This is a genomic window from Tardiphaga sp. 862_B3_N4_1, assembly GCF_051811085.1.
GTDB lineage: Bacteria > Pseudomonadota > Alphaproteobacteria > Rhizobiales > Xanthobacteraceae > Tardiphaga > Tardiphaga robiniae.
Genome location: NZ_JBPWQB010000002.1, coordinates 1445261 through 1458171 on the forward strand (window position 1 = coordinate 1445261; position 12911 = coordinate 1458171).

A 12911-nucleotide genomic window follows, 5' to 3' on the forward strand; every position below is an offset into this window, starting at 1 on the left:
AAATGCAGTCTTAAACCGGCAACCCGTTCTTGCCCGCCAGGTCCTTCAGCGAAACCCGGGGACGCGCGCCGATATGCTGGATGACTTCGGCAGCGGCCATCGCGCCGAGCTTGCCGGCATTCTCATACCCGGCGTTGCGCACCATGCCGAACAGGAAGCCCGCCGCGAACAGATCGCCTGCACCGGTGGTATCGACGAGCTTCTCGATCTTGTGTGCAGGCACTGCAACGACGCCATCGCTCGATGTCACGACACAGCCCTTCTCGCTGCGGGTGACGACGCCGAGCTTGATGTCCTGGCCGAGCTGCTTGAGCGCCGCATCGAAATCCGTGGTTTCGTAAAGCGAGGTCAGTTCGGCCTCGTTCGCGAAGATGAGATCGACGGTGCCCGAACGCATCAGGTCGAGAAACTCGGCGCGATAACGACCAACGCAGAACGCGTCCGACAGCGTCAATGCGACCTGACGCTTGGCGTCATGGGCGATCTTCGAGGCCTTCACGAAGGCTTCCTTGGCGCTGGCGGGATCCCACAGATAACCTTCGAGATAGACGATCGACGAGGCAGCGACTGCAGCGGCATCGATATCGTCGGGCGTCAGATCCTGCGCGGCACCGAGATAGGTGTTCATGGTGCGCTCGCCATCGGGCGTCACCAGGATGTAGGAACAGCCGGTGGCCGGGCCGCCCGTCGCAGGCTTTGTATCGAAAGCGACGCCAGCGGCGCGGATGTCGTGGGTATAGAGCGTGCCGATCTGGTCATCCTTGACCTTGCCGACATAGGCCGCGCGGGCGCCGAGGCTGGCGAGGCCGACGATGGTATTGGCGGCCGAACCGCCGGACATTTCGGTGGCAGGGCCCATCGCCTTGTAGATCGCGGTGGCGCGGGCTTCGTCGATCAGCGCCATACCGCCCTTGGTCATCTCATGCGCGGCGAGAAACTTGTCGTCGGCCTGCACCAGCACATCGAAAATCGCGTTGCCGATTCCGAGCACGTCATATTTTGCTGAGGTCATTAAGAATATCCCGTTGCGGCAATTGCGATGAGGCTGAAAATCCGTTTCAACTCGTCTCGCGGTCGCCCAAGTTGAGCCGTCGGTAAAGGCCGGTTTGATGGCTGCAGCGACTATCACGTTCTGCCCCGCACCAGCAAGGACAGCCCCTTACGATGGTTCTATGATCCGTTCCATCCTGACCGTTTCCACGGGCACTTTGGCATCGCGGTTGCTGGGCTTTGCCCGCGACGCCATGGTCGCCGCGCTGCTCGGTGCAGGCCCGGTCGCGGATGCTTTTCTGGTCGCATTTCAGCTCGTCAACGTGATCCGGCGACTGCTCACCGAGGGCGCGCTGAACGCGGCGCTGATTCCGGCCTGGCTGCGCATCCAGACGACGCAGGGCGCTGTCGCAGCCACAGCTTTTGCGGGTCGTGTGCTCGGCACCATTAGCGTTGCGCTGATCGTCGCGACGATCCTGATCGGCTTTGCGATGCCGCTCGTGATCGCAATGCTTGCCCCGGGTTTCGTCGGCCAGCCGACGCTGCAGCTCGCCGTCGAGAATGCGCGATTGATGCTGCCCTATCTCGCCTTCGCCGGCCCCGTCACTGTCATGATGGGACTGCTGAACGCGCAACAACGCTTCGCGGTGACCGCATTTTCGCCGCTGCTCTTCAACATCGCCCTGATCGCCGTCATGGCCCTACTGCTAGTGTGGCGGCAAGAGCCAGACACTGCCGCTATGGCCATGGCGGCCACGGTGGGCATTGCCGGGCTGCTGCAATTGCTGATGCTGATCTTGCGGAAATCTGGCGGCAATCTTGCGGCGCCTTTGCGGCTGTCGCTCGATGGCGAGATGCGCGGCTTCTTCCGCAAGGCGTTGCCTGGCATGGTCGCCAATTCCGGGCCGCAGCTTCTCATCGTCACCGGCGCAATCATCGCATCGACGACTCCGGCTGCCGTGTCGTGGCTGTATTTCGCGAACCGCCTGATTGAACTGCCGCTCGGCATCGTCGGCACGGCCATGGGCACTGTGCTGGTCCCCGCATTGACGCGCGCCGTGCGATCAGACGATCAAGCCGCCATCGCGCAGGCGGAATCGCGCGGGTTTGAACTCGCGATCGGTCTCGCATTGCCGGCTACGCTCGGACTGATGATATTGAGCCATCTCATCGTGCAGTGTCTGTTTCAACACGGCGCGTTCGGCGCGAGCGACACGGTCTCGACTGCAAGTGCGCTGATATGGTTGGCGCTGGGCTTGCCCGCTCAGGTGCTTGTGAAAGCTCTGTCGCCCGCCTTCTTCGCACGCGAGGATACGACGACGCCACTGCTGGCGACGCTCGTCGGTTTGGTAATCGCAATCATCTTCGCACTGGTTTTGAATAGGCCATTCGGTACGAGCGGCATCGCGGCGGCGATCGCTCTGGCTGCGTGGGGCAGCGCGATCTTTTTGATCGTCCGGAGCGCAGCAGCTTTCGGCTTCTCGCCCGACCATGATGCAAGACGCCGACTGCCGATCATTGTCCTGTCGTCGCTGACCATGGGCGGCCTGCTATGGCTCGCCGCGCATATTGCCTTGCCCTGGACGGCGCAGGCCCACGGCCTGGTACGAGCGAGCCTGCTGGGTCTCCTGATCGTTGGCGGGCTGGCAATCTACGCAGCACTGCTCACCCTCTCCGGCGCCGTGCGCTGGGCCGAAGTCCGCGGCGCCCTCAAGCGATCACCGGCGGCCGGCTAGGGCAGATTGGCAATGGACGCCGCCCGGCGCCTATGGCAAGTCACGCCCCTTGGCCCGCATTCCACCACGGGCGCACAGGAACTAGACGATGGCTTTTACTCAACGGGTTTTTTCGGGCGTCCAGCCGACCGGCAATCTGCACCTCGGCAACTATCTCGGCGCGATCGTGAATTTCGTCAAACTGCAGGAGACGCATAATTGCATCTACTGCGTGGTCGATATGCATGCCGTCACCGTGCCGATTTCCGTGTGGGGCGGCCCGGATGAATTGCGCCGCAACACCCGTGAAGTGACCGCCGCCTTCATCGCCTCGGGCATCGATCCGAAGAAGCAGATCATCTTTAACCAGAGCCAGGTTTCCGGCCATGCCGAGCTGGCCTGGATCTTCAACTGCGTCGCCCGCCTCGGCTGGCTGAACCGCATGACCCAGTTCAAGGAAAAGGCCGGCAAGGACCGCGAAAACGCGTCCGTGGGTCTCTACGACTATCCGGTGCTGATGGCTGCGGACATTCTGCTGTATCGCGCCACGCACGTTCCGGTCGGCGAGGACCAGAAGCAGCATCTCGAACTGTGCCGCGACATTTCGCAGAAGTTCAACAACGACTTCTCCGAATCCATCGCAGCGCAGGGCCATGACGGCCCTTACTTCCCGATGCCGGAGCCTGTCATCACTGGTCCCGCCACGCGGGTGATGAGCCTGCGCGACGGCACCAAGAAGATGTCGAAATCGGACGCGTCGGACAATTCGCGCATCAACCTCACGGACGATGCGGACACCATTGCGCAGAAGATCCGCAAGGCGAAGACCGATCCGGAACCATTGCCGTCGGAAGAGAAGGGCCTTGAGCCGCGTCCGGAAGCCGACAATCTCGTCGGCATCTATGCGGCGCTATCCAACCGGTCGAAGGCTGACATTCTCACAGAGTTCGGCGGCGCGCAGTTTTCGGGCTTCAAATCGAGCCTCGTCGATCTCGCTGTCGAAAAACTGTCACCTATCGCCGGCGAGATGAAGCGGCTGACGACATCCGATCTGACCTATGTCGATCAGGTTCTGGCCGATGGCGGTGAACGCGCAGGTGTCATTGCCGCCGAAACCATCAAGTCCGTGAAAGACATCATCGGCTTCGTCCACAAGCGGTAAATTTGCTATCGCATTCCTTTTCTCTGCCACAATCGACGCGACGCAAGTCATCCTTGCGTCGCGCTTGTCGAACGCCGCTGCGCCGTGGCAGCATGACGTCATTGCCAAGCCGCTCACATTCTGGCGCATCAGACACGCCACAGCATCGGGACATGCATGAGCACCCAGCGACGTAGTTATGAGAGCGGCCACAAGCCGAAATGCCTCGTGGTCGTCGATGACAGCGAGGAATGGGATCGCGCAGTATATTACGCCAGTCGCTGGGCCATTCGTGTCGGTGGCGGCGTGGTGATGCTGCGCATCATCGACACCGAAGATCGCAACCAGCAATGGCTCGGCGTTGCCGATGTCATGAAGGCCGAAGCGGAAGAAGGTGCCAATGCCGCGCTGGACCGCGCCTCAGGCCGCGCCAATGGCATCGCCGCCATCACCCCTGAACGCGTGATCCGCGAGGGTGATCCCACCGAGCAAATCCTCGACGTAATCGACAAGGACGTCGACATTTCCATGCTGGTGCTGGCTGCCTCGGCCGGCGCGGAAGGCCCCGGCCCGATCGTCACCATGATGGCCAAGCTGGTCGGCTCGTTTCCGGTGCCGGTCGTCATCGTGTCGGGCGCCCTGAGCGACCTCGACATCGACGCCCTGTCGTAACCACCCTTTTGGACGGCTAAGGGACTGCGAAATAGGCCGAATTCGGCGATTTCGCGCCTTGATCGTGCGTTTTTCGTCGCCATCTGCTAGGGGATACTCACGCGCCGGCCTTGAACCGGCGACGCAGGAGAGACCGATGTTCATCCAGACCGAAGCTACCCCCAATCCCGCCACGCTGAAGTTCATTCCCGGCCGCGATGTGCTCGACAGCGGCACCATGGAATTCACCTCACCGGAAGCCGCAACGCGTTCGCCGCTGGCCGAAAAGCTGTTCGCCGTGAAGGGCGTCACGTCAGTGTTCTACGGCTCCGACTTCGTCACCGTGACCAAGGACGACAGCGACTGGCAGCACCTCAAGCCGGCGATCCTCGGCGCCATCATGGAGCACTACATGTCCGGCGCGCCGCTCATGGCCGACGGCAGCGTGAGCGGCGATGTGATCTCCGACGACGAGGAGGAATTCTTCAATGAGGAAGACGCCGAGACAGTCGATACGATCAAGGACCTGATCGAGACCCGCGTGCGCCCGGCTGTTGCGAATGACGGCGGCGACATTACTTTCCGCGGCTTCAAGGACGGCATCGTCTATCTGAACATGAAGGGGTCGTGCGCCGGCTGCCCGTCATCGACAGCGACCCTGCAGCACGGCATCCAGAACCTGCTGAAGCACTTCGTGCCGGATGTGATCGAAGTCCGCCCGATGTAAGTTCGGTCGCACCGCGACACATCAAAATGCCCGGGACAATCCCGGGCATTTTCGTTTCTGGAACCAGCCTTCGTTTAGCGGCCGATACTTGCGGCTTCTTCTGCGGCCCGCTGCATGCTCGATGACATTTCGTTCGTCACCGTGCTCTGCTCTTCGACGGCAGCCGCCGTTGCGGTGACATATTCGCTGACGTTCTGGATCTCCTGCTTGATCGCGCTCAGCGCGTCGACCACATCGCTCGAAATGCCATTGAGGCTGCCGATCTCGCTGGCGATCTTATCGGTCGCCTGCTTGGCCTGGTTGGCCAGATTTTTCACCTCCGATGCAACGACCGCAAAGCCACGACCGGCTTCACCGGCACGCGCCGATTCGATGGTGGCATTCAGCGCCAACAAGTTGATTTGCCCGGTGATGTTGCCGATCAGCTCGACGATCCCGCTCATCGCCTGCGCTGCCGTGCTGAGACGCTGCGCTTGATCGTCCGCCAACTCGACCTTGCCCACCGCAGACATCGCCGTGGTCTTTGATTTCATCATGGCCTCAGAGATTTCGCGCACCGACGCGTTCAGTTCCTCAGCGCCAGCGGCGACCGATTCCATCATCGCGCGGACGCGTTCGCTCTTCATGCGCGCGATCACCTGCGCCGTGGTGTCGGTGGCATACTTCACGACCTTGTAGGGCTTGCCATTGAGGTCGAGGATCGGATTGTACGAAGCCTGTATCCAGACTTGTTTGCCGCCCTTACCGATCCGCTGGTACTCCGCCGCCTGGTAGTTACCCCGCTTGAGCGCCGCCCAGAATTCGCGATAGTCGGCACCGTCGCGCTCACTCGGCACAACGAACATGCTGTGGTGCTTGCCCTGTATTTCCGAGAGCGCGTAACCGAGCACGCCCAGAAAATTCTCATTGGCGCTGAGAACGATGCCATCCATGCTAAATTCGATCACGGCCTGCGACTTGCCGATGGCCTCGATCTGACCTGAGAAATTCGCCGTGCGCAGCTTCTGATCGGTAACGTCTGACGCGAACTTGACTACCTTGATTGGCCGGCCTGTCTCATCAAGGATTGGATTGTAGGTCGCGAGAATCCAGACCTCTTTGCTGTTCTTGCCGATCCGCTTGTATTCGGCGGCCTGATATTCACCACGATTGAGGCTGGCCCAGAATTCGCGATAGGCCGCGCCGTCGCGGGTTGCGGGATCGACAAACATGCTGTGATGTTTGCCTTCGATTTCCGCGAGATTGTAACCCATGACATTCAAGAACAAGTCATTGGCCGTGACAATCGTCCCATCGAGCTTGAACTCGATGACAGCCTGCGAACGACCGATGGCTGCGATCTTGCCGGCATCGTCCATACTGCGGGTTTTCACTGCAGTTGTATCCATGGCAAACTTGACGATTTTCAGGGGCTTGCCATCATTCCCAAGGATCGGGTTGTAGGAACCCTGGATCCAGACCTCCTTGCCACCTTTGCCGAGACGCTTGAACTCGCCGGCCTGGTACTCGCCGCGATTGAGGTTATTCCAGAACGCGCGATATTCCGCGCTGCTCTTCATTTCCGGCGTCACGAACATGCTGTGGTTCTTGCCGACGATTTCTTCCAGCGTATATCCAAGGGCGGACAGGAAGTTTGGATTGGCTCCGAGGATCGTGCCGTCAGCGCTGAACTCGATCACGGCTTGCGATTTTTTGATCGCTGCCGCCAGGGCCCGCCCCTCGCGCGCCTCTGAACTGCTCAACCAATGCAGCATCGGATCGCCTCCCATAAATATAATCGTATCCAAAAAATTAGACGAATAATTTCAGCCCGCATGAAAGCCACACGCATCCGCGAAATGTCGCTTCCAAACGGTATGCTTATCTCATCGATCTCCGAAGAATTTATTAAGTGAAGCTTTTAACCAGAGTGAAACTGAAGCTGTTCCACGAGCCCATTTCGCTCACGGGAACTTTCGTGGTCTCGCTATCGTATCTTGTGAAATATCTTTATGAGAAAGCGAGTAGTGGATGCACGCCAAAGCTGCCGCCCCTCTCCGGCAGCAAAGCGAATCACAGCACCATTGCGCGTGGAGCGATATTCTGCGAGTGGCAGGCGCAAACCCTCGCAAGCCGTGGTAGCGTCTCTTTTATGTTGATCCTTGCCATTGATACCGCCCTCGATGCCTGCGCCGCAGCCATCCTCGACACCCGCACCAGCAAGCTCATTGCGCATGAGTCCATGCCGATGAAGCGCGGTCACGCCGAAGCGCTGATGCCACTGCTCGGGCGCGTCATAGCGGATTCCGGCATCGCCTTCGCCGACCTCGACCGTATCGCCGTCACCACCGGCCCCGGCAGCTTCACCGGCCTGCGCGTCGGCCTGTCGGCGGCGCGCGGCATTGGCCTGGCGGCCAGCAAGCCTGTGGTCGGCATCACCACACTGACGGCCTATGCGGCACCCGTCGTCAGTGAGAACATGGATGCGCCTGTCATCGCCGCCATCGATGCGCGGCATGACCATGTCTATTTCCAGGTCGTCAGCGGTAACGGCACCTCGCTGGTGCGGCCGGGCGTCATCCCCATCGACGAGGCCCTTGAGGCCGCGCAGTTCGGCGCACCGTATCTGGTCGGCAATGCCGCAGAGATCCTGGCCGCGCGCTGGCCGTCCGATGCACCGGCGCCGCTGCGCGTCGATATGCAACCTGCTCCCGAAATCTCATGGGTGGCATGGCTTGGTGCCGCCGTGAATCCGGAGACCGCGCTGGCGCGTCCCTATTATCTGCGCGCACCCGACGCCAAGCCGCAAAGCAGCCTGATGCAGCAGGCCGCACTAGCCGCATCATGATGCCGGCCTGGTGGTCGCGCCTGTTCGGCCACGGCAATGCTGTGGTCGAGCCCGCCACGCTGCGCGACGCGCGACAACTCGCACAACTGCATGCGGCATCCTTCCATCGCGGCTGGGGTGCCGGGGAATTCGAACAGATGCTGCGCGAACAAAACACCCTCGTGCATCGGCTGAAACTGCGCGGCCGCCTCATTGGCTTCGCCGTCTCACGAATCGCTGCCGATGAAGCCGAGATTCTCTCCGTTGCCGTGTCGCCCGCTCATCGCGGCCGCGGCCTGTCGCGCGATCTGTTTCTCACCCATCTCGGCCATCTGGCCGGTCGCGGCGTGCGTACCGTATTCCTCGAAGTCGAGGAAAACAATCTACCCGCGCGGCGGCTTTATGACAGAACCGGCTTCGCAGTCGCGGGACGCCGGGAACGCTACTACAAGGAAGCGGATGGAGCGGAATTGAATGCGTTGGTGATGCGGCGCGACTTGTCCTGACGCCTGCGGAGTGGCAAAAGAAGCCACGATGGGATCCGGATCATGACTGCACTGAAATCATCTGCGATGAAGTCTGCTGGTATCGAGGCGCGCTGCGCCGCGACCGGCATGCGCATGACGGAGCAGCGCCGCGTGATTGCACGCGTTCTGGCGGAAGCCGACGATCATCCCGATGTCGAGGAACTGTATCGCCGCTGCGTTGCGGTGGATGACAAGATCTCGATCTCGACGGTGTATCGCACTGTGAAGCTGTTCGAAGACGCCGGCATCATCGAGCGTCACGATTTTCGCGAAGGCCGCGCGCGCTACGAGACGATGCGTGACAGCCATCACGATCATCTGATCAACTTGCGTGACGGGACCGTCATCGAATTCACGTCTGAAGAAATCGAGAAATTGCAGGCTGAAGTCGCCGCGAAGCTCGGTTACAAGCTGGTTGATCACCGGCTGGAGCTGTATTGCGTGCCGCTCGACGAGGACAAAACCACCAAGTGAGCGAATCAACCAAGTGAGTGCAGTTTCTTCGCGCTTCGATCTCGTCATCTTCGATTGTGACGGCGTGCTCGTCGACAGTGAGTCCCTCGCCTGCGTCGTCCACGCAGATGTCCTGACCCAGTTCGGTTATCCCATCACCGCCGATCAGGTGCATGAGCGTTTCCTCGGCCGGTCCGCGCGCGAGGCGCGCCTGGAAGTCGAGACCGAGCTCGGCCGCGTGCTGCCTGACGACTACACCGCGACGCTGAAAGCCACGATCGACGAGGTGTTCGGCGCGAAGCTGCAGCCGATCCCGCATATTGCCGAGACACTCGCGATCTTGTCGCAGCCGGTTTGCGTGGCATCCTCGGGCACACCGACACGCATTCGCAGCAGCCTCACCACGACCGGGCTGCTCGACCGTTTCGATCCGCATCTGTTTTCCGCTCTGCAGGTCGAGCGCGGCAAGCCGCAGCCCGATCTGTTTCTGTTTGCCGCCGCGCAAATGAATGCCGCACCCAAGCGCTGCGTGGTGATCGAGGACAGCATTCCCGGCGTGACGGCGGGCATCGCAGCCGGCATGACCGTGTTCGGCTATCACGGCGGCGGCCACTGCAGCCCGACCACCGCCGCAGTCCTGACGGCCGCTGGAGCCCATCTCGTATTCGACGATATGCGGCAACTCCCTGGCCTGGTGGCCAGGGGCGCACTGGCTGGCGAGCCCGTCGGCCTCGTCTAAGCCATTGCGAGCACTTATATTTTGCAGAAATGCTGGATTTTCCGGACGTTAGCCTATAATTGAGCGCTGCGCAGCAAGCGCATTTCCAGCCCATTACAGGTTCCATGACCGCGCCGCGTAAGCTGCATATCAAATCCTACGGCTGCCAGATGAACGTCTACGATGCCCAGCGCATGGTGGACACGCTGGCGCCTGAAGGCTTCGTCGAGACGGCCAATGTCGACGACGCGGATCTGGTGATCCTCAACACCTGCCACATCCGCGAGAAGGCGTCCGAGAAGGTCTATTCGGAGCTCGGCAAGCTGCGCGTGGCCAAGGCAGAAGCCGCGCAGGCCGGACGCAAGATGAACGTGGTCGTCGCCGGCTGCGTCGCGCAGGCCGAGGGCAACGAGATCATTCGCCGCGCGCCTGTTGTCGATGTCGTGGTCGGGCCGCAGAGCTATCACAACCTGCCTGCGCTGCTGAAGCAGGCGAAAGCCGGCGGCCGCGCGCTCGACACCGAATTTCCGGTCGAGGACAAGTTCGGCTTCCTGCCGCCGCCGAAGCCGGCAGCGATTCGTGCCCGCGGCATTTCCTCTTTCGTTACCGTGCAGGAAGGCTGCGACAAGTTCTGCACCTTCTGCGTCGTGCCCTACACCCGCGGCTCCGAAGTCTCGCGCCCGGTGGCGAAGATCATCGACGACGTGCAGCGGCTCGCCGATAACGGCGTGCGCGAGATCACGCTGATCGGCCAGAACGTCAACGGCTATCACGGCGAGGGTCCCGACGGCCGTCCGTGGGCACTGGGCACGCTGCTCTATCGCCTCGCAAAAATTCCCGGCATCGCCCGGCTGCGCTATTCCACCAGCCATCCCCGCGACGTCGAGGACACGCTGATATCGGCGCATCGCGATTTGCCGGAGCTGATGCCGTTCGTGCATCTGCCGGTGCAGTCGGGTTCCGACCGCATTCTGGCGGCCATGAACCGGAAACATACAGCCGAAGATTATCGCCGCGTCATCGACCGTTTTCGCGGCGCGCGGCAAGACATTGCTTTTACTTCTGATTTCATCGTGGGCTTCCCGGGCGAGACCGAGGAAGATTTTGCAGCCACGCTCGCGCTCGTCACACAAATCGGATACGCTGGCGCTTATTCGTTCAAGTATTCGCCGCGTCCGGGAACGCCGGCCGCGGATTTGCAGGAGACGGTGTCACAGGCTGACATGGACGAGCGATTGGTGCGGCTTCAGAACCTGATCGACAGCCAGCAATCGGCCTTCAACGCGGCCACGATTGGACGCACTGTGGATGTGCTGTTCGAACGCCCCGCGCGCAATCCCGGCCAGATTGTCGGGCGTACCGCTTACCTGCAGCCGGCCCATGTGATGGCCTCCGACGACATCATCGGCCAAGTGCTTCCGGTCACCATTGAGAGCCTTGAGCGCTACAGCCTGCTCGGCAGCCTCGCATCACCTCCAGTTGCTAGTTCTCCAGTACCACCAGTGTTGCAGCCAGTCCGTTCTCACACCGTCACGGGAGCCTGAATTCTTGGCCAAAAGCGCATCGGATTCGTCTACGCTCGCTGTTCGCAAACTCGATACTCCACCGCAGGCCGAGACGCAGGTCGTCATCGACTTTGATGACAACCGGGCGGCCTCTTCGCTGGTCGGGCCTTATGGCCAGAACCTCGCGATCATCGAACGCCGGCTGAATGTCGTCGTCGATTCCCGCGGCAACCACATCACCCTCACCGGTACCCGCGACGCCTGCGATGCCGCACGGCGCGTCCTCGAAACGCTCTATGCGCAAGCGGTGCAGGGCCATGACCTTGCCCCCGGCGATGTCGAAGGCACGATCCGCGCGACGCTGGCACAAGGCACGCTGTTTCCATTCGATCCCAAGGGATCGAAAGCAGCCGCCTCGAATTTCGACACCATCAATCTGCGCAAGCGCCCGGTGCGTGCCCGCACCGCGACGCAGGACGCCTATATCCGCGCGCTGAGAAGCAACGAGCTGGTGTTCGGCATCGGCCCCGCCGGTACCGGCAAGACCTGGCTTGCGGTTGCGCAAGCGGCGATGCTGTTCGAGCGCAAGGAAGTCGATCGCATCATCCTGTCGCGTCCGGCGGTGGAAGCCGGCGAAAGGCTCGGCTTCCTGCCCGGTGACATGCGCGAGAAGGTCGATCCCTATCTGCGCCCGATCTATGACGCATTGTATGACCTGATGGACGGGCGCATTGTCGAACGCGCGTTGCAGACCGGCGAAATCGAAATCGCGCCGCTTGCGTTTATGCGCGGTCGCACGCTGACCAATGCCGCAATCATTCTCGACGAAGCGCAGAACACCACCTCAATGCAGATGAAGATGTTTCTGACGCGTCTCGGCGAGAACAGCCGCATGATCATCACCGGCGATCCCTCGCAGGTCGACTTGCCCAACGGCCAGACCTCGGGTCTCGCCGAAGCCGCGCGTCTGCTCGACGGCGTGCAGGGTATCTCGCAGGTGAAATTCACGGGCGAAGACGTGGTCCGCCACGAACTCGTGGCCCGCATCGTCGCCGCCTACGAAGGAACGCCGCAGAAGGCGGTCGCTACAAAGACCTGATGACACACTCATACGCTGACGGCGGACCCGGAATCGGGTCCGTTCGCGAAAGAAGTTCGATACCGATGCCGACCTATTCATCTCCCGCGACAGAGGTTCTTGTTGTCGCCGATTGCTGGTCTGCGGAGGCCGATGCCGACGCCGTGATTCACCGCGCCATCGAAGCTGCCGCCGCCATGGTCGATACCGATACGGCCGACGCCGAACTCGCCATCATGCTCACCGACGATGCCGGCATCCGCACGCTGAACCAGAACTGGCGTGGCATCGACAAGCCGACCAACGTGCTGTCATTCCCGGCGCTGCAGCCGCCCGAAGGCGCAGACGAGCCCGATGACATGCCGCGCATGCTCGGCGACATCGCTATTGCCTACGAGACCACGCGCCGCGAGGCTGACGAAGAAGAGAAGAGCTTCGCCAACCATCTCAGCCATCTCGCCATTCACGGCTTCTTGCATCTGGTCGGTTACGATCATGAGAAGGACGACGAAGCCGAAGAGATGGAAGCGCTGGAGCGCGAGATCCTGGCAACGCTCGGGATCCCGGACCCCTATGCAGATCAGGATCGGGTGACCTGAG

Annotated in this window: 13 protein-coding genes; 11 read left to right on the top strand and 2 right to left on the bottom strand. The window is 61.4% G+C overall.

Going from position 1 to position 12911, the window contains the following annotated elements:
- Positions 1 to 10: 10 nt before the first annotated feature.
- Complete coding sequence (locus AB8B02_RS24070; RefSeq protein ID WP_439065364.1) at positions 11 to 1012, bottom strand: adenosine kinase; 1002 nt, start codon at positions 1010 to 1012, stop codon at positions 11 to 13.
- Positions 1013 to 1172: 160 nt separating this feature from the next.
- Here AB8B02_RS24070 and murJ point away from each other — a divergent pair, with 160 nt between their 5' ends.
- The 4 genes from murJ (at position 1173) to AB8B02_RS24090 (ending at position 5224) form a co-directional block, all read left to right on the top strand.
- Positions 1173 to 2726 (top strand): murein biosynthesis integral membrane protein MurJ, encoded by a 1554-nt coding sequence (gene murJ / locus AB8B02_RS24075; protein WP_439065365.1) that lies wholly within the window; start codon positions 1173 to 1175, stop codon positions 2724 to 2726.
- 88 nt (positions 2727 to 2814) lie between these two features.
- The gene (gene trpS / locus AB8B02_RS24080) at positions 2815 to 3867 is read left to right on the top strand and encodes a tryptophan--tRNA ligase (RefSeq protein ID WP_093757729.1); all 1053 of its coding nucleotides are present in this window, start codon (positions 2815 to 2817) and stop codon (positions 3865 to 3867) included.
- A 156-nt stretch (positions 3868 to 4023) separates the two neighbouring features.
- Positions 4024 to 4518, top strand: coding sequence for a universal stress protein (locus tag AB8B02_RS24085; RefSeq protein ID WP_089263331.1), 495 nt, complete (start codon positions 4024 to 4026; stop codon positions 4516 to 4518).
- A gap of 136 nt (positions 4519 to 4654) precedes the next feature.
- Positions 4655 to 5224, top strand: coding sequence for a NifU family protein (locus AB8B02_RS24090; RefSeq protein WP_439065366.1), 570 nt, complete (start codon positions 4655 to 4657; stop codon positions 5222 to 5224).
- Positions 5225 to 5298: 74 nt separating this feature from the next.
- Here the strand turns inward: AB8B02_RS24090 and AB8B02_RS24095 are convergent, their stop codons facing one another.
- Complete coding sequence (locus AB8B02_RS24095) at positions 5299 to 6978, bottom strand: methyl-accepting chemotaxis protein (RefSeq protein ID WP_439065367.1); 1680 nt, start codon at positions 6976 to 6978, stop codon at positions 5299 to 5301.
- Between the two features lie 377 nt (positions 6979 to 7355).
- Between AB8B02_RS24095 and tsaB the strand changes: the two genes are divergently transcribed.
- The 7 genes from tsaB to ybeY all read left to right on the top strand — a co-directional run bounded on the left by tsaB (position 7356) and on the right by ybeY (position 12910).
- A complete protein-coding gene (gene tsaB, locus AB8B02_RS24100) occupies positions 7356 to 8051 on the top strand; it encodes a tRNA (adenosine(37)-N6)-threonylcarbamoyltransferase complex dimerization subunit type 1 TsaB (RefSeq protein ID WP_439065368.1) in 696 nt (231 codons plus the stop codon).
- Positions 8051 to 8536, top strand: coding sequence for a ribosomal protein S18-alanine N-acetyltransferase (gene rimI, locus AB8B02_RS24105; protein ID WP_439065934.1), 486 nt, complete (start codon positions 8051 to 8053; stop codon positions 8534 to 8536). The genes tsaB and rimI overlap by 1 nt, the downstream gene beginning before the upstream one ends.
- 42 nt (positions 8537 to 8578) lie before the next feature.
- Entirely contained in the window at positions 8579 to 9031 is a 453-nt protein-coding gene (locus tag AB8B02_RS24110; protein ID WP_068730031.1) for a Fur family transcriptional regulator, read from the top strand.
- Positions 9032 to 9044: 13 nt separating this feature from the next.
- The gene (locus AB8B02_RS24115; protein WP_439065369.1) at positions 9045 to 9749 is read left to right on the top strand and encodes an HAD family hydrolase; all 705 of its coding nucleotides are present in this window, start codon (positions 9045 to 9047) and stop codon (positions 9747 to 9749) included.
- Between the two features lie 104 nt (positions 9750 to 9853).
- Entirely contained in the window at positions 9854 to 11272 is a 1419-nt protein-coding gene (gene miaB / locus AB8B02_RS24120; RefSeq protein ID WP_439065370.1) for a tRNA (N6-isopentenyl adenosine(37)-C2)-methylthiotransferase MiaB, read from the top strand.
- Positions 11273 to 11276: 4 nt separating this feature from the next.
- Positions 11277 to 12332 carry a PhoH family protein gene (locus AB8B02_RS24125; RefSeq protein ID WP_068730036.1) on the top strand — a complete coding sequence of 352 codons (1056 nt, stop codon included), beginning with the start codon at positions 11277 to 11279 and terminating at the stop codon, positions 12330 to 12332.
- Between the two features lie 65 nt (positions 12333 to 12397).
- Positions 12398 to 12910 (top strand): rRNA maturation RNase YbeY, encoded by a 513-nt coding sequence (ybeY, locus tag AB8B02_RS24130; RefSeq protein ID WP_093757733.1) that lies wholly within the window; start codon positions 12398 to 12400, stop codon positions 12908 to 12910.
- Position 12911 lies beyond the last annotated feature (1 nt).

Coding starts and splice junctions, on each gene's coding strand:
- AB8B02_RS24070 (WP_439065364.1), bottom strand. CDS start 1,012: ATGACCTCAGCAAAATATGACGTGCTCGGAATCGGCAACGCGATTTTC.
- murJ (WP_439065365.1), top strand. CDS start 1,173: ATGATCCGTTCCATCCTGACCGTTTCCACGGGCACTTTGGCATCGCGG.
- trpS (WP_093757729.1), top strand. CDS start 2,815: ATGGCTTTTACTCAACGGGTTTTTTCGGGCGTCCAGCCGACCGGCAAT.
- AB8B02_RS24085 (WP_089263331.1), top strand. CDS start 4,024: ATGAGCACCCAGCGACGTAGTTATGAGAGCGGCCACAAGCCGAAATGC.
- AB8B02_RS24090 (WP_439065366.1), top strand. CDS start 4,655: ATGTTCATCCAGACCGAAGCTACCCCCAATCCCGCCACGCTGAAGTTC.
- AB8B02_RS24095 (WP_439065367.1), bottom strand. CDS start 6,978: ATGCTGCATTGGTTGAGCAGTTCAGAGGCGCGCGAGGGGCGGGCCCTG.
- tsaB (WP_439065368.1), top strand. CDS start 7,356: ATGTTGATCCTTGCCATTGATACCGCCCTCGATGCCTGCGCCGCAGCC.
- rimI (WP_439065934.1), top strand. CDS start 8,051: ATGCCGGCCTGGTGGTCGCGCCTGTTCGGCCACGGCAATGCTGTGGTC.
- AB8B02_RS24110 (WP_068730031.1), top strand. CDS start 8,579: ATGACTGCACTGAAATCATCTGCGATGAAGTCTGCTGGTATCGAGGCG.
- miaB (WP_439065370.1), top strand. CDS start 9,854: ATGACCGCGCCGCGTAAGCTGCATATCAAATCCTACGGCTGCCAGATG.
- ybeY (WP_093757733.1), top strand. CDS start 12,398: ATGCCGACCTATTCATCTCCCGCGACAGAGGTTCTTGTTGTCGCCGAT.